We start from the raw sequence: 15168 nt of genomic DNA on the forward strand, positions 1-15168 counted from the left end.
GCTCATTTCATCTCGAAGCCGCATTTGCGCAGAAAATCGCGCATGTGCGGCCGCAGTTTCGAGGTGAACAGCGGCTTGAGCTGCTCGGACCAGGTGGTGTCCTTGTTGCCGCCGGTCCGCTCTCGGTAGTACTGGTTCATGGTGCGGTCGAATCCGGCGACCAGTTCCTCGTCACGGGCATCGGAGTAGTAGTCTTCCTTGAGAATCGCCTCCACCGGCAGGCGGGGCTTTACCTCGGGGTCCTGGTCCGGATAGCCCAGGCACATGCCGAATACCGGATAGACATGCTCTGGCAGCCGCAGTATTTCGCTGATCTCTGCCGGGTTGTTCCGTATGCCCCCGATATAGCAAAGCCCGAGCCCCTCGGATTCTGCTGCGATGGCCACGTTCTGGGCCATCAGACTGGTGTCGATGGTGGCCACCAGTAACTGTTCCGTCATCCCTCGCACAACTTCAGCCCCGGCCCGTCCTGCGGCATCGGTTGAGCGCCGCATGTCGGCACAGAACACCAGAAAGTCCGAGCAGTCGGCAATGTAGCCCTGGCCACCGGCAAGCTGTGCGATTTTCTGTCGGTTGTCCGGATCAATCACGTGAATGATCGAGTAGGCTTGAACATGGTTCGAGGTGGCGGCGCACTGGCCGGCTCGAATCAGTTCCCTGAGCAGCTCGTGCGGAATTTTCTCACCGGTGAATTTGCGGATGGAGCGGTGGGATTTAAGCAGTTCAATGGTTGGATTCATGGGGTCTCGCACTCGGTTCAGGCCTGTGACCAGTAGAAAGTCAAAGCGTGGAGATTACGATCTTTTCAGCGCTGAACGCAAAAACAGAAGCCCGCCCCGCGTTCATTGCCCCCGAAATGCTGCAGTCCGCTTGGCCAGAAACGCCGACACGCCTTCGGCGAAATCCTCAGTCCGGGTCATTTCAAGGAACGCCGTGCGCTCTGCCTCCAGATGGTCGGCCAACCGATCACCGTTGGCCCGATCAATCAGTTGGCGAAAGGCCCCGTAGGCACGGGTTGGTCCCTGGGCTACTTTTCCGATCATACGATTCAGCCGGTTCTCGAATTCGCCGTCAGGGGCAATGTCGTTGACCATGCCCCAGTCCCTCGCTTCCGCTGCACTCAGGGTGCGCCCGAGCAACATCAGCTCCGCCGCCCGGCCAGCGCCGAGTTTGTGAGCCAGGGCCCAGCTGCCTCCACAATCCGGAACCGCACCAATACCGTTGTAGGCCACCAGAAACTTCGCGTTCTCCTCGGCGATTACCAGATCGGCCATCAGTGTGAGGCTGAGCCCTGCGCCGGCGGCGACGCCCCTGACCGCAGCGATCACCGGGGCATCCATGCCGCGCAGGAGCAGGATGGCAGGATTTACAGCATCCAGGATGGCGTTGATGGCTGCGCCTGCCTGCTCCGACGTGCCGGCCATGCTGGATACATCGCCACCGGCCATGAACGCTCGTCCCGCGCCTGTCAGAACAATACACCGAACACCGGAAAGCTTATTGATTTCCTGAACCGCCTCGAGAAAGGCTTCCGCCAGCGGCACATTGATGGCGTTCAGGGCTTCAGGGCGATTGAAGGTTAATCGGGCCACCCCGGTTTCGGTATCAAACGCGGTGGTTACCAGTGTGTCCGCCATGGTCAATTGCCCTCTCGATACTGCAGGTCTGAAGATCCGAAACCTGCGTACTGATCATTGTTGTCTGTGGGGTAACAGGATAGAGCGGTTTGCCTAATGTTGCCTGAATGGACTACTTTAAATCTGGATCGGGGCTAACCCCGACGACAAGAAAAAACAAAAATTACAATCATCTTCGGGCGTGAGATGGGTATTGTCAGGACGTGTTCGCGTGCCTGTGTACCCGGCGCCAGGGGTGCCGGGAGGTAGTGTGAGCATCCTTGAAATCAGCAACCTGTCTCTGTCGTTTGGTGGTGTGAAGGCGCTGCAGGACGTGAGTTTTCGGGTGCCTGAGAACACCGTAACGACCGTTATCGGCCCCAATGGCGCCGGTAAAACCTCGCTATTCAATTGCATCTCCGGCTTCTACAAACCCCAGCAGGGCACCATCCGCTATCAGGGGCAGCCGCTGCCTGGCAGTATCAAGCCGCCGAAACGGGCTGCATTGGGCCTGGCCCGAACCTTCCAGAACATTGCCCTTTTCCGGGGCATGACCGTACTCGATAACATAAAACTGGGCGCTCATGTGCACATGAAGAGCGGTCTGCTCAGCGCACTGGCCTATTTCGGTCCTGCCCGGCGTGAGGAAATGGACGTCCGTAAGGAGGTGGAAGAGCGAATTATCGATTTTCTGGAGATCGATCACATCCGCCGCCAACCGGTGGCGAGCCTTTCCTATGGCCTTCAGAAACGGGTTGAACTGGCCCGGGCACTGGCGATGCGACCGAAGGTGTTGATGCTGGACGAGCCAGTGGCAGGCATGAATCGGGAAGAGAAGGAAGACATGGCCAGGTTCATCCTCGATATCCGCGAAGAGTGGGGTATTACCGTGCTGATGGTGGAGCACGATATGGGCATGGTGATGGATATTTCAGACCATATCGCCGTGCTGAACTTTGGTCAGGTGATTGCTGAAGGCCTGCCGGCAGAGGTTCAGGGCAATCCCGAGGTGATCAAGGCGTACCTTGGGAACAGTGACATCGACAGCCTGCGGAAGAAGCTCAATCCGGAAGGGGAGGCGGCCTGATGGATTGGTTGTTCTTCGGTGAAATCAGTCTGGCCGGTCTGGCTATGGGGGGGCTGTATGCCCTGATCGCACTGGGTTTCGTGATTATCTATAAGGCAACGAGGGTCATCAATTTCGCCATCGGCGAGATCATGATGTTCGCGGCTTACCTGTTCCTGGCCTTTGCCGGAGGTATGGAGCTGTCACCCTGGATTGCTCTGCCCATGGCCGTGATCGGCGGCAGTATTCTTGGCGGGGTCATCGAAAAGACCATGATCCGGACCATGTTGGGGGAATCGCCGATTTCGGTGGTGATGGTGACCATCGGGATCGCCAGCATCCTGGTGGGGCTGGTCGAGTTCATCTGGACGGCGGACCCACAGTTATTGCCCAACTTCCTGCCCCGGGAACCGGTATTCATCGGTGAACTGTATCTGGCGCCCAAAATAGCCTATGGCTTTCTCATTGGTTCCGCCTTGCTGATCATCTACCTGTTGTACTTCCGATTCTCCCGGGGCGGCGTGGCCCTCAGGGCAACCGCCTCGGATCAGGCGGCCGCCTATTCCATGGGCATCAACGTGCGCCGGGTGTTCAATATGGCCTGGGTGTTCGGCTCTCTGGCGGCCTCCCTTGCCGGTGTTCTGGTGGCCGCTACCGGAGGGCTCAGCCCGCAGTTCGGGATCATCGGTCTGAGCGTGCTGGTGGTGGTTATCGTTGGAGGACTGGACAGCATTCTGGGCGCCCTGATCGCCGGCGTGTTCATCGGCTGGCTGGAGACCGTCGCGGGCGCCTACCTCGGCGGCGAGTACCGGATGCCGGCAACCTTCCTGGTGCTGGCGGTCATCCTCGTGATCCGTCCTTATGGCCTTTTCGGCACCCACGAAATAGAGCGAGTGTAAGATGCGCATCGGTGACGCGAAACAGAGTTACGAGGCCGATGAGGCAATCTGGACCAGCCAGACCCAGAAAATGTGGTTGGGTCTGTTTCTGCTGATTCTGCTGGTCTTTCCATTTGTTGTGAATTCCTACCTGCTCTATCTCGGATGTCTGGTGGGGATTGCCGTGATCAGTACGACGGGACTGAACATTCTGACCGGTTTTACCGGGCTGATTTCCCTGGGACAGGCCGGGTTCATGGGCGTCGGTGCCTACACTGTTGCCTGGTTGTCGATTAACACCGGGCTGCCGTTTCCGGTGACTCTGGTCCTGGCCGGGTTGATGGCCGCCGCGGTTGGTATTCTGGTGGGTCTCCCTTCGCTTCGAGTCAAAGGCCTGTATCTGGCCATTGCCACCCTGGCGGCGAGTGTGTTCCTGCATTTCATTTTTGCCGAGTGGGAATCGGTTACCGGGGGCATGGGCGGCCTGAGCCTCAAGCCGGCGAGCCTGTTCGGGCTGACCTTCCAGAGCGATTTCATGATGTATTTCATCATTGTGCCCCTGGCGGTGCTGATGGTGCTGGCGGCCCGTAACGTGTTCAGGACGAGAATCGGTCGGGCTTTTATCGCCATTCGAGACCGGGATATTTCCGCCGAAATTCTCGGAATCAACCTTTTGCGCTACAAACTGATGTCCTTTGCGCTGAGCTCCTTTTATGCCGGTGTGGCTGGTGGATTGTTCGCCTACTTCTATCGGGTGGTCACACCGGAGAGTTTTCCACTCTCCATGTCTATTTTCTATCTGGCGGCTGTGATCGTGGGCGGTATGGGCAACTTGCTGGGCGGCATTCTTGGTGCGGCTTTCATGACCCTGGTCCCGGAAGCCCTGAAACTGCTAACCGCGGCACTCACGCCGTTCTACCCCAATGCGCCCGTGTTCATGTCGCCGATGCTGGAGATCATTTTTGGCGCATTGATCGTGGGTTTCCTGATTTTTGAGCCTCATGGTCTGGCAGAAATCTGGCACCGCATTCGCCGTTTCTTTCGCCTGTGGCCGTTCCGGAATTAATCGTGTTTCAACGGGTTTTCATGGAGAACCCATGCATCACCAACAACAAGAAGCAGCAAGGAGAAGAAACATGTTCAGAAACATCCTCGAAAAAGGTCGCCGGCTTGCCGGGCTTGGTAGCCTGGTCGCTGCGCTGACAGTCGCCGCCCCGGCAATGGCACAGGATAAGGAGCCCATCGTATTTGGCGGCTCCATTCCGCTCTCCGGCGTCTTTGCTTTTGCCGGCATTCACATTCATGCCGGTCTGACCGATTACACCAACTGGATCAACAGCCAGGGCGGTATCAATGGCCATCCGGTGAAATATGTGATGGAAGATACCGCCTACGAGGTGGACCGTTCGGTCGCCGCCTTCAAAAAGATTTCGGGCAGCAGCTCTCCGGCCACCTATTACGGTGATAGCACCGGTTTCATGAAGTCCATTGCCTCGGAACTTAACAGCCAGGGTAATACCCTCATGAGCGGTGCGTCATTTGCCACCGTCCTGACTGACAACGAAACCTATCCGTACCAGTTTATTCCGGGGCCCAACTACAGCCAGATGTTTGGCATCATCCTCGAGTACATCGCCTCCCAGGGTGAAGGCGGGGACATGCCGAACGTTGCGTTTGTCTACAGTGACACCGAGTTCGGCAAGGACCCGATCGAGAATGGCAAAGCCCGCGCCGCTGAGCTGGGCATTGAAGTGGTAGAAGAAATTGTTACCAAGCCCGGCAGCGTGGACGTCTCGGCCGAGGTGCTGAAGCTGCGCCGGGTGCGCCCGGATTATGTGGTGTTCCACGGTTATGTGTTGTCACCGATCAACGAGTTCATGGTGCAGATGCGCCAGATGGGACTGGATACCCAGTTCATGGGTACCTTCTGGTCCTCGGACAAGCTGATTATCGACAAGATGGGTGAGGATGCCGACGGCTACATGGGTGTAATGCCTTACAACTACTACGACAGCGAGGAAAGCGGGCCGATGCTGGATGCCCTCCGGGCACAGGCCGAGGAGAGCGACCCGGAAGCCGGCTACCGCCCCACTGGCTACATGCAGGGCTGGTTCAACGCCATGGTGTGGACCGAAGTGGTCAAACGCACCCTGGATGCCGGTAAGGAGTTGACCGGGGATAACATGGCGGAGGCTCTGGCCTCCATCGAGGACTGGGACACCGGCGGTATTATCGGCATTCCGGTGACAGTGCGGGACATGTCCTTCCCGGTGGGCCGTATCTGGCGGGTGAATGCCGCAGAAGGCCGCTATGAGCCGGTATCGGACTGGATTCACCTCGACTGAGGGGCTGTATGGAAGCCTTACTGGAAATCGATAACATCGAGGTGGTTTACAACAAGTCAGTGCAGGTCCTTCGGGGCCTGTCACTGCGGGTGCCGAAGGGTGCCATCGTGGCGCTCCTCGGCTCCAACGGTGCCGGCAAATCCACCACCCTGAAAAGCGTCTCCGGGCTGCTGACCCTGGAAGACGGCGAGGTGACCGCCGGTGAGGTTCGTTTCCGGGGCCAGGATGTCAAGGGCACACCCCCGGAAAAGCTCGTGCGCAACGGGCTCTTCCACGTGATGGAAGGGCGGCGGGTGTTCGAAGACCTCACCGTGGAGGAAAACCTGATTGCCGCCACCTATGCCCTTAGCGGCAGCAAGCCGTCGCTCAGTGACAGCTACGAGCTGGTCTACAACTACTTCCCACGCCTCAGGGAACGCCGAAAGCAGTTGGCCGGATACCTGTCCGGTGGCGAGCAGCAGATGCTGGCCCTGGGACGGGCGCTGATTGCCCAGCCGGACCTGATCATGCTGGATGAGCCATCACTGGGGCTTGCGCCCCTGCTGGTGGAGGAAATTTTCACCATCGTGGCGAGGATCAACCGGGAGCAGGGTACTGCCATTCTGCTGGTGGAGCAGAATGCGGCGGTATCACTGGCGATCGCCTCCTACGGCTACATTATGGAGAACGGCAAGATCGTGATCGATGGGCCGGCGGAAAAGCTCACGGCCAACGAGGATGTGCAGGAATTCTATCTGGGTGTGGGCGGCAAGGAAGGCGAAGCCCGCAGCTATCGCGACATCAAGCACTACAAACGCCGTAAACGGTGGCTGTCATGACAACACCTTCCATACCTGACCTGACACTCACGCAAATGTTGAGGGCCCATGCCAGAGAGCGGCCCGATGCCCTGGCCCTGCGCCAGAAAGACTTTGGTATCTGGCAGGCCTACTCCTGGCAGGATTACTACCAGCGGGCCCGGCATTTCGGGCTGGGGCTACGGGCCATGGGACTGCAGGAAGGCGGCCATGTGGCGATCATCTCGGAAAACCGGGTGGAGTGGGTCATCGCCCAGATGGGCATTGGCCTGGTGCGGGGTATCTGTGTCGGTGTCTATCCCACCAGCCCCTGGAACGAGGTGGCCTACGTTCTTGAGCACAGTGACGCGGAGTTTGTGGTCTGCGAAGACCAGGAGCAAACCGACAAGGTGATGGAAGCCTGGCCAGAGCTGCCTAAACTCAAGCATTGCATCGCCATCGATATGAAGGGGCTGCGTTATTACCCGGAGCCGCCATCGGCATTCGAGGCTATTGAAACCCGTGGACGGAAATTTGAAGAGCAGCACCCCGGGCTGGTAGATGAGCTGCTGGATGGCCAGCAGATGGATGACACCGCCCTGATGATCTACACCTCCGGGTCAACGGGTCGACCCAAGGGTGCCATGATCAGCTGGCACAACCTTTATGCGGCGGCCCCGGGGCTGATTGAACTCTTGCAGGCCGACGAACACGGATCCAGCCTTTCTTACCTGCCGCTGTGCCATGTTGCTGAGCAGGCCTTTACCAACATTGCGCCGGTTTACGTCGGCAGTTCAGTCAGCTTTGGCGAAAGCCTGCGAACCGTCCAGGAGGATTTACGGGAAATTGCGCCGACCTTTTTCCTGGGGGTGCCGAGGATTTGGGAGAAGCTGCACTCTTCGATCTATATCAAGATCCAGGAAACCGGACGGTTTCGGCAAGCTCTGTTTAACTGGGCCATCCGTGTGTGTTCACCCATGGCCATGAAACCCAGGTCGCAGTGGAGTCTCAAGGAGCGAGGGCTGTACAGCGTGAGCTATTGGCTGGTGCTTCGCGCTTTGCAGAACTTTATTGGCCTGCGCCGCTGCACGATTGCCCTCACCGGTGCGGCCCCCATTTCCACCGGGATTCTCGAATTCTTCCGGACCATCGGCATTCCCCTGGTGGAGGTCTATGGACAGACAGAAACCACCGGCGTTGCTACGGCCCAACAGCCTGACGATGTGCAGCTGGGGACGGTCGGTGTGGCAGTTTCCGGTGTTGAGGTGAAACTCGGTGAGCAGAACGAGATCATCATGCGCGGTGGCAGCATGTTCAAGGGTTACTACAAGAACGATGAAGCCACGGCTTCAACCCTGAAAGATGGCTGGCTGCATACCGGCGATGTGGGGGAGTGGCGGGATGGCCAGCTCAAGATTGTCGACCGTCTGAAAGACATCATGATCACCGCCGGTGGCAAGAACCTCTCGCCCACGGAAATCGAGAACACCATCAAGGCCAGTCCCTACATCAAGGAGTGCATTGTGATTGGTGAGGCCCGGAAATACGTGTCTGCGCTGATCCAGATTGACTTCGACACGGTGGCCAAATGGGCGGAGCAGGAGCGGATTGCCTACACCACCTTCCGGAGCCTGACCGAGCAGGAGCGCGTGAACGAACTGATCCAGGCAGAAGTGAACAAGGGCAACGAGCAATTACCCCAGGTGGCCCAGATCAAGCGTTTCCACCTGCTTACCAAGGAACTGGACCACGACGATGATGAGGTAACGGCTACCATGAAGGTACGCCGGAGCAATATCTATGAGAAATACACCGACGTGATCGAGTCGCTTTACGCCTGAGAGTAAGGCGACCTAGAAACGGGCACCTTCTTCCACCCGGCCCCTTTCCATGTACTGGGTCAGCGCGGCATTGAGTGCCGCCAGTACCAGAAACAGAAGAATACCCTTGGGTACCAGGGCGTGAATCTCCGGATTAGGGGCGGTGCTGGCGGTTACCAGAATCAGCCCCAGGATATTGCGACCCAGGCGCATGGTGAGCATGGCGCAGAGATACCCGGACTGGAAGGCCGATTCCGCACCCTTGAGCAAACGGCCGAAGGCCGGCATCAGGTGCACCGTGTTGAGCAACAGGACAGAAAAAATAACGAGCTGAATAATGCTGTAAATGGTCATGACCAGAGACTACCAACCACACTACTGGTTAAAAAGCGGGCGGAATTATCCCCGATTGGGCAACCTTTATCCAGTCCGCGCTGGTGTTGCTTAATAACTGCTGTTGAGAAGATCGTGGTATTCGCTCCGGAATCGTTGAAAAGTCAGTGAGTTATTCCGATGGTCCACAAGACCGGCTGAATTGAACGCTTCGACAAAGGCGCGGGATTCTCCGGTGCTGACCTCACCAAGAAACCCACCATCCCAGTCCAGTATTTGCACCATTTCCAGCAGGACCGTCATCGCCAGAGTGCCATTGGCCTTTTCCAGATAGCGGTAAGCCAGACCGTAATGCTCGAATCGATACGGGATGTCTGCAGCGTCATGGGGTGTGACGTCCCACAGCGGATCGTAGTCATAGTGCTGATAGACCGGGGCAACCGGCTCGCCCGCCACAACAACAGCCTGGCCTTCGGCGAACCAGTAGGGCAAAAGGCTGTAACTGGCGTCATACCGGGACAGGTTTTCCTGAACAAAATGGGCCAGTTCATGGGTAACAATCTGGCCGGTCTCGTAGGGCCACTGGCCGTAATATGGGTTGAATGCCACCGCGGCCATTGAGGCCGATACAAACTCACTGCGCGACACTTTCGGGCTGAGACAACCGATTACTTTCCGTGGATAGGGTGCTGCAGCGCTGCGGTCTTCGACAAAATCGGACCAGCGCAACTGGAACCGGCCCAGGACTCCGTCGACCCGGCGTTCAAGCTCCGAGGCGGCAGCCCGGAACGAGGTTTCGCTATAGGCCGGCGAACCATAGACTCGAACCCGACCGCTGTTGGTCTCGAAGTACAGAGTCTCATTCCGGCAGGCTTCGGTGTCGCTGTTGAGTGCCCACGAGGTGATCGGATAGTGTCGGCCTGTATCCCTTGCGTCATAGAACAGGCCGGAAATGAAGCTGTCAGAATCCGGATGATAATGGCGGCTGTCTGTGGTGGTGACCTTGCAGCCGGTCAGAGCCATTACGAGAACACTGAGTATCAGCACCGTTTTGCTGGTTGCCATAAACCACTCCTGAATCGGATCCTGTTGTCCGGAATGATTGCAGGGTTTTACGGATGGCTCCGTCAACGGGGTGTAAAAATCAGGTAAAGCGAGCCAGGAGAAGCTCCTGTTCACAGTGACAACGGGCTGAACTGCACTCTGGCTTCAGGAAATCGCCATGCCTGCCAATTCGGCATGAATCATCTTTTCCAGAGCCTGGGCGGAGGGTGACAGCGAGCGGGAAGCCTGTTTGATGATACCTATCTGGCGCACCAGTTTTGGTTCGCTCAGCGGAACAAAACACAGCTTGTCGTTGTTTACCGGGAAGGCGAGTCGCGGGAGTGTGGTGATGCCACTGCCGGCTTCCAGCATGGCGAGCAGGGAGATCATGTTGGAGATAAAGAAATCGTTGTTATCGACCAGGCTCGCGGCGGCCGTATGCTTCAGAAGCCGGGATGTGCCGTTGGCAATAAAACGCTCTTCCGTCAATTCCTGCCATTTCAGGCTGCGCCGTCCGGCCAGGGGATGGTCCTTGCGCATGACGACGCCGACGTTGTCTTCGAACAGCGGGTTGAAGGACAGAGTCTCATCCTGGACCCACATACTGCTGATTCCCAGATCCACCTCTCCATTGGCTACGAGCCGGCAGACAAACTCTGCATTTTCGTCATGGAGATTGATGTTGATGTCCGGGTACCGGGCGACGAAGGTTGCGAGAAATTCAGGCATCAACCGGCTGGCAACCGAGGGTACCGTGGCCAGCGTCACCCGCCCCTGGTGCCCCTTGGCCATCTGTTGAAGTTCGCTTGCCAGCCTGTCGTGCTGGTTGATCAGCTCCCGGAATCTGGGCAGGCAATACTCGCCGAACGGAGTGAGCTGCCCTTTGTGGGTTTTTTCGAACAGCGGCTGCCCCAGCTTTTCTTCCAGATCACGAATGGCCATGGATAGCGCCGGCTGGCTCCGATGGAGTTTCAGCGCTGCGCCGTGAAAGCTGCCTTCTTCCCGCACCGCCAATACGTAGCGTAGAGGCTGAATCTTGAGTTCGATTGACATGTGCACTCGCCTCAGTCTGTTTCTTCTTAAAAATATAAGAAAAACTTACTAAAAACACGATATTTTTGATTATCCTTATTTATCTGGAGCGTCTAGGCTTGGGGGATCATATAAGGAGGAACCCATGCCAAATTCACACGCACTTTACATCGGCGGCGAGTGGGTTGCAGGCGCCCATGACGCCCAGCCCAATCAGAACCCTTCAGATCTCAGCGACATTATCGGCCACTATGACCAGGCAAGTGCCGAGCAGGTAAAGCAAGCCATCAGTGCCGCACAGGCTGGCCAGAAAATCTGGGCAGAAACCGGTCTTGAGACCCGCTACAGCGTGTTGATGGCAATTGGCAATGAGCTGATCGCCCGCAAGGACGAGCTCGGTGAGCTTTTGTCCAGAGAAGAGGGCAAGCCCCTGGCGGAAGGCAGGGGTGAGGTTTATCGCTCCGGGCAGTTTTTCCAGTACTACGCAGCTGAAGTGCTTCGACAGATCGACGATCGGGTTGCGTCTGTGCGGCCTGGCGTCGAAATAGAAACCCGTCGTGAGCCGCTTGGCGTGGTTGGCGTCATCAGCCCCTGGAATTTCCCGATGGCCACGGCAGTCTGGAAAATTGCGCCCGCCCTGGCCTTTGGCAATGCAGTGGTGTTCAAGCCTGCGAATCTGGTGCCGGCCAGTGCTTGGGCACTGACTGAAATCATCAGCCGCCAGAACCTGCCGGCCGGCACGTTTAATCTGATTACCGGTAGCGGTCGTGAGGCCGGCGAGGCCTTGATCACCAGCCCCGATGTACAGGCAATTACCTTTACAGGGTCCCTGGACGTCGGTCGACGGGTGGCGTCAGCCACAGCCGCCAACCTGGTGAAATGTCAGCTGGAAATGGGGTCGAAGAATGCCCTGATCGTGCTCGACGATGCCGATGTGGATCTGGCGGTCGAAGCGGCTTTTGCCGGCGCCTACTCCGGCTCCGGGCAAAAGTGTACGGCATCCTCCCGATTGATCGTTGTGGATTCGGTGCATGACGAGTTCGTTCAGAAGCTGACGGCGAAGCTGGCCGGTGCAAAAGTTGGCCCGGCTCTGTCCGAGGGCACTGCTATCGGCCCGATAGCCAGCAAGAGCCAGCTGGAAGCCAATCAACGCTGGGTTGGCGTGGCGCTGGAAGAGGGTGCGACCATGGCCTTCGGTGGCGACCACGTCAACGTGGATGCAGACGGTTACTACATGCAGCCGGTGCTGTTCACCAATACCACCAACGACATGAGCATCAACCGCGACGAAGTGTTTGGCCCGGTGGCCTGTGTCATCCGTGTGCCCGACTACGAAACTGCCCTGGCCACCCTGAACGATACCAACTATGGACTGACCGCCGGTCTGATTACCCGTTCACTGCAACGTGCCTCTGACTTCAAGGCCCGGGCCGAGACCGGTTGCGTGATGGTTAACCTGGCGACCGCCGGCACCGATTACCACGTGCCATTCGGTGGCAGAAAGGACTCCAGCTTCGGGCCCCGGGAGCAGGGCCAGTATGCCCGGGAGTTCTACACCGTGATCAAAACCTGCTACACCAAGGCCTGAGGTCTGACGCCATGTCAAAGTCTGTGCTTACCATTGACGGCCTGCAGTATTCCAACTGGTCGAGAGCCATTTTCGAACAAATGCGAGAGGGTGGTGTGGATGCAGTCCACGCCACGCTTGTGTACCACGAGAACTGTCGCGAAACCCTTCTGCGTTTTGGCGAGTGGCAGCGTCGTTTCGAGGAACATGCAGACCTGATTATGCCGGTCTTTGAGGCTAGCGATATCGAACTGGCCAGAGAAACGAACCGGGTCGGCGTTTTCTTCGGAGCCCAGAACTGCTCGCCCATTGAGGATGATATCGACCTGGTGGCCATCATGCGCCGGTTGGGATTGTTGATCATGCAGCTTACCTACAATAACCAGAGCCTTCTGGCCTGTGGTTGTTACGAAGCGGAAGACAGCGGCATTACCCGATTTGGTCGGCAGGCGATCCGGGAGATGAACCGGGTCGGGATGCTGATCGATATGTCCCATAGCGCTGAGCGTTCCACGCTTGAGGCTATTGAGCTGTCGGAGCGGCCGGTCATCATCTCCCATGCAAATCCTGCCAGCTTTCATCCTGCCAAGCGCAACAAATCCGATACGGTGTTGCGCGCCATCGCCGAAAGCGGCGGCATTCTCGGTTTTTCAGTGTATCCATTTCATCTTAAAAATGGGCCCGACTGCACGCTGGATGAGTTCTGCGGCATGGTGGCCGATACCGCCGAGCTGATGGGGATTGATCACATCGGCATGGGTACGGATCTCTGCCAGGCCCAGCCCGAATCGGTGCTGACCTGGATGCGAAACGGGCGCTGGAGTAAGGCCATGGACTACGGCGAAGGCAGCCAGTCGAACGCCGGCTGGCCCTCCCCGCTGGCCTGGTTCAGCGATAACCGTCACTTCCCGAATATCGTGGAAGGTCTGCGCCAGAAGGGATTTAACCACGAGGAAATCGAAAAGATCATCGGCCGAAACTGGCTCAGACAATTAACCGAGGGCACGCGGCCCGCTGTAAACGCCGCGTTCTGATTACACACTGTTCCAAAAACAAAAACAGGTAATCGTCATGACAAACTCAGCCAGCTCCATCGCTATCCCGGAAACGGGTGTAAGACGCTTCGGCGATCCAATTGTATTAGGCCTGAGCGTCGGCTTCATACTGCTTTTTCTGGGTCTTTCACTGTATGACATTCAGTGGACGGCCGGACTGATCAGCGACGGCTTTGCATGGACTGCCAAATCCCTGGGGTCCTATTTCCAGCTGCTGTTGCTGCTCACCTTTCTGATCGGAATGGGGGTGGCGATCTCGCCGGCGGGCAGTGCCAAGGTCGGCAACCGGGATACGCCTGAGCTCAGCACCTTCAAATGGCTCTCTATTATCATGTGCACCCTTCTTGCCGGTGGTGGCGTTTTCTTTGCGGCGGGTGAGCCGGTGTACCACTTTGTTGTCACGCCGCCGGTATTCAACACCGAAGCGGGTACGGCAGAGGCTGTAGCGCCTGCGCTGGCCCAGTCCTTCATGCACTGGGGCTTTCTGGCCTGGGCCATTCTCGGCACTCTGTCAGCCATCGTTCTGGCCCATGCTCATTACGTAAAAGGTCAGCCGTTACAGCCCCGTACTCTGTTGTATCCCGTTTTTGGTGATCGGGTAATGAAGGGCTGGTTTGGCGGCTGCGTTGACGCAGCCTGTGTGATTGCCGTGGTTGCGGGCACGGTCGGGCCCATCGGGTTCCTTGCGACCCAGGTCAGCTTTGGTTTGCACGAGCTGTTTGGCTTTTCCGAGGGTTATGGCACCCAGCTGATCATTCTCGCGGTGCTTGCCGGTGTGTACGTGACCTCGGCGATGACCGGCATTCACCGGGGAATTCAGCTGCTGAGCCGTTTCAACGTGTTTCTCGCCCTGGCCATTGCCGCCGTTATCTTCATCTTTGGTCCGACACTGTTTCTGACCAATGCTTACACTCAGGGCTTTGGCGAATACATCACTTCCTTTTTCGCAATGGCTACCGTAACGGCGGGTACCGCTGAAGGCTGGTGGATGCAGTGGTGGACGGTGTTCTTCTTTGCCTGGTTCCTGGGTTATGGGCCGTTGATGGCCATTTTTGTTGCGCGGATCTCCCGGGGACGCACCATCCGGCAAATGATTCTCGCGGTTGGTGTCATGGCGCCGGTCGCCACCACAATCTGGTTCACTCTGCTTGGTGGTTCCGGCATCTTCTATCAGATTACCGGGGTGATCGATCTCACCGAGGCTCTAAACAACTTCCAGTTCGATGTTGCCACACTCACCATTGCGGAAGCCCTGCCGGGCGGAGCCATGATGGCGCTGGCGATTCTGCTGCTGACGACTATCTTTGTCGCTACCACCGGCGATTCCATGAGCTATGCCATCGCCGTGGTGAGCGCCGGTCATGACGAGCCCGAGCCGATCGTTCGCGCTTTCTGGGGCGTTGCCATGGCCTTGATGGCGGCAGTGTTGTTGTACATGGGGGCAGGGCAGATCAGTGCTCTGCAGCAGTTTATCGTGATTACGGCGATCCCGGTTTCACTGATCCTGCTGCCATCGCTCTACATAGGGCCCAAATCTGCCTACGCCATGGCTCGGGAGCAGGGCATCGTCCCGCCCAAGGGTGAAGTGGCGCTGGTTGGCGCCACCACGGGCTCGTCCGAGAGTTCAGGAGTCTGA

At 57.7% G+C, this 15168-nt stretch carries 14 protein-coding genes; 9 read left to right on the forward strand and 5 right to left on the reverse strand.

Annotated features, from left to right (window positions below):
• Positions 1–2 precede the first annotated feature (2 nt).
• Both nfsA and ACESMK_RS02940 read right to left on the reverse strand, forming a co-directional pair.
• Positions 3–740, reverse strand: a complete 738-nt coding sequence (nfsA, locus tag ACESMK_RS02935; RefSeq protein ID WP_372995101.1) for an oxygen-insensitive NADPH nitroreductase — start codon at positions 738–740, stop codon at positions 3–5.
• A 102-nt stretch (positions 741–842) separates the two neighbouring features.
• The gene (locus tag ACESMK_RS02940) at positions 843–1637 is read right to left on the reverse strand and encodes an enoyl-CoA hydratase-related protein (protein ID WP_372995103.1); all 795 of its coding nucleotides are present in this window, start codon (positions 1635–1637) and stop codon (positions 843–845) included.
• A gap of 250 nt (positions 1638–1887) precedes the next feature.
• Here ACESMK_RS02940 and ACESMK_RS02945 point away from each other — a divergent pair, with 250 nt between their 5' ends.
• The 6 genes from ACESMK_RS02945 to ACESMK_RS02970 all read left to right on the forward strand — a co-directional run bounded on the left by ACESMK_RS02945 (position 1888) and on the right by ACESMK_RS02970 (position 8522).
• The gene (locus ACESMK_RS02945) at positions 1888–2703 is read left to right on the forward strand and encodes an ABC transporter ATP-binding protein (protein ID WP_372995105.1); all 816 of its coding nucleotides are present in this window, start codon (positions 1888–1890) and stop codon (positions 2701–2703) included.
• Positions 2703–3581, forward strand: a complete 879-nt coding sequence (locus tag ACESMK_RS02950; RefSeq protein WP_372995107.1) for a branched-chain amino acid ABC transporter permease — start codon at positions 2703–2705, stop codon at positions 3579–3581. Before ACESMK_RS02945 ends, ACESMK_RS02950 begins: the two co-directional genes overlap by 1 nt.
• A gap of 1 nt (position 3582) precedes the next feature.
• Positions 3583–4626 carry a branched-chain amino acid ABC transporter permease gene (locus ACESMK_RS02955; RefSeq protein WP_372995109.1) on the forward strand — a complete coding sequence of 348 codons (1044 nt, stop codon included), beginning with the start codon at positions 3583–3585 and terminating at the stop codon, positions 4624–4626.
• A gap of 70 nt (positions 4627–4696) precedes the next feature.
• On the forward strand, positions 4697–5905 hold the full coding sequence (locus ACESMK_RS02960) for an ABC transporter substrate-binding protein (protein WP_372995111.1): 1209 nt from the start codon (positions 4697–4699) through the stop codon (positions 5903–5905).
• A gap of 8 nt (positions 5906–5913) precedes the next feature.
• Positions 5914–6723 carry an ABC transporter ATP-binding protein gene (locus ACESMK_RS02965; protein WP_372995113.1) on the forward strand — a complete coding sequence of 270 codons (810 nt, stop codon included), beginning with the start codon at positions 5914–5916 and terminating at the stop codon, positions 6721–6723.
• Positions 6720–8522: an AMP-dependent synthetase/ligase gene (locus ACESMK_RS02970; RefSeq protein ID WP_372995115.1), complete on the forward strand. Its 1803-nt coding sequence runs from the start codon at positions 6720–6722 to the stop codon at positions 8520–8522. The genes ACESMK_RS02965 and ACESMK_RS02970 overlap by 4 nt, the downstream gene beginning before the upstream one ends.
• A 12-nt stretch (positions 8523–8534) precedes the next feature.
• Here the strand turns inward: ACESMK_RS02970 and ACESMK_RS02975 are convergent, their stop codons facing one another.
• The 3 genes from ACESMK_RS02975 to ACESMK_RS02985 all read right to left on the reverse strand — a co-directional run bounded on the left by ACESMK_RS02975 (position 8535) and on the right by ACESMK_RS02985 (position 10931).
• Positions 8535–8855, reverse strand: a complete 321-nt coding sequence (locus ACESMK_RS02975; protein ID WP_372995117.1) for a hypothetical protein — start codon at positions 8853–8855, stop codon at positions 8535–8537.
• Between the two features lie 90 nt (positions 8856–8945).
• Positions 8946–9899: a hypothetical protein gene (locus ACESMK_RS02980; RefSeq protein ID WP_372995119.1), complete on the reverse strand. Its 954-nt coding sequence runs from the start codon at positions 9897–9899 to the stop codon at positions 8946–8948.
• 144 nt (positions 9900–10043) lie between these two features.
• Positions 10044–10931 (reverse strand): LysR family transcriptional regulator, encoded by an 888-nt coding sequence (locus ACESMK_RS02985; protein ID WP_372995121.1) that lies wholly within the window; start codon positions 10929–10931, stop codon positions 10044–10046.
• Between the two features lie 124 nt (positions 10932–11055).
• Between ACESMK_RS02985 and ACESMK_RS02990 the strand changes: the two genes are divergently transcribed.
• The 3 genes from ACESMK_RS02990 to ACESMK_RS03000 are packed head-to-tail and all read left to right on the forward strand — an operon-like array spanning position 11056 to position 15168.
• Positions 11056–12498, forward strand: a complete 1443-nt coding sequence (locus ACESMK_RS02990; protein ID WP_372995123.1) for an aldehyde dehydrogenase family protein — start codon at positions 11056–11058, stop codon at positions 12496–12498.
• An 11-nt stretch (positions 12499–12509) separates the two neighbouring features.
• Positions 12510–13511 carry a membrane dipeptidase gene (locus ACESMK_RS02995; RefSeq protein WP_372995125.1) on the forward strand — a complete coding sequence of 334 codons (1002 nt, stop codon included), beginning with the start codon at positions 12510–12512 and terminating at the stop codon, positions 13509–13511.
• Positions 13512–13548: 37 nt separating this feature from the next.
• Positions 13549–15168, forward strand: coding sequence for a BCCT family transporter (locus ACESMK_RS03000; RefSeq protein WP_372995127.1), 1620 nt, complete (start codon positions 13549–13551; stop codon positions 15166–15168).

The organism is Marinobacter sp. (assembly GCF_041687235.1).
Classification (GTDB): domain Bacteria; phylum Pseudomonadota; class Gammaproteobacteria; order Pseudomonadales; family Oleiphilaceae; genus Marinobacter.

What these genes read in the sequence shown, in the direction of transcription:
- nfsA (WP_372995101.1), bottom strand. Translation starts at nt 740, where the DNA reads ATGAATCCAACCATTGAACTGCTTAAATCCCACCGCTCCATCCGCAAA.
- ACESMK_RS02940 (WP_372995103.1), bottom strand. Translation starts at nt 1,637, where the DNA reads ATGGCGGACACACTGGTAACCACCGCGTTTGATACCGAAACCGGGGTG.
- ACESMK_RS02950 (WP_372995107.1), top strand. Translation starts at nt 2,703, where the DNA reads ATGGATTGGTTGTTCTTCGGTGAAATCAGTCTGGCCGGTCTGGCTATG.
- ACESMK_RS02955 (WP_372995109.1), top strand. Translation starts at nt 3,583, where the DNA reads ATGCGCATCGGTGACGCGAAACAGAGTTACGAGGCCGATGAGGCAATC.
- ACESMK_RS02960 (WP_372995111.1), top strand. Translation starts at nt 4,697, where the DNA reads ATGTTCAGAAACATCCTCGAAAAAGGTCGCCGGCTTGCCGGGCTTGGT.
- ACESMK_RS02965 (WP_372995113.1), top strand. Translation starts at nt 5,914, where the DNA reads ATGGAAGCCTTACTGGAAATCGATAACATCGAGGTGGTTTACAACAAG.
- ACESMK_RS02970 (WP_372995115.1), top strand. Translation starts at nt 6,720, where the DNA reads ATGACAACACCTTCCATACCTGACCTGACACTCACGCAAATGTTGAGG.
- ACESMK_RS02975 (WP_372995117.1), bottom strand. Translation starts at nt 8,855, where the DNA reads ATGACCATTTACAGCATTATTCAGCTCGTTATTTTTTCTGTCCTGTTG.
- ACESMK_RS02980 (WP_372995119.1), bottom strand. Translation starts at nt 9,899, where the DNA reads ATGGCAACCAGCAAAACGGTGCTGATACTCAGTGTTCTCGTAATGGCT.
- ACESMK_RS02985 (WP_372995121.1), bottom strand. Translation starts at nt 10,931, where the DNA reads ATGTCAATCGAACTCAAGATTCAGCCTCTACGCTACGTATTGGCGGTG.
- ACESMK_RS02990 (WP_372995123.1), top strand. Translation starts at nt 11,056, where the DNA reads ATGCCAAATTCACACGCACTTTACATCGGCGGCGAGTGGGTTGCAGGC.
- ACESMK_RS02995 (WP_372995125.1), top strand. Translation starts at nt 12,510, where the DNA reads ATGTCAAAGTCTGTGCTTACCATTGACGGCCTGCAGTATTCCAACTGG.
- ACESMK_RS03000 (WP_372995127.1), top strand. Translation starts at nt 13,549, where the DNA reads ATGACAAACTCAGCCAGCTCCATCGCTATCCCGGAAACGGGTGTAAGA.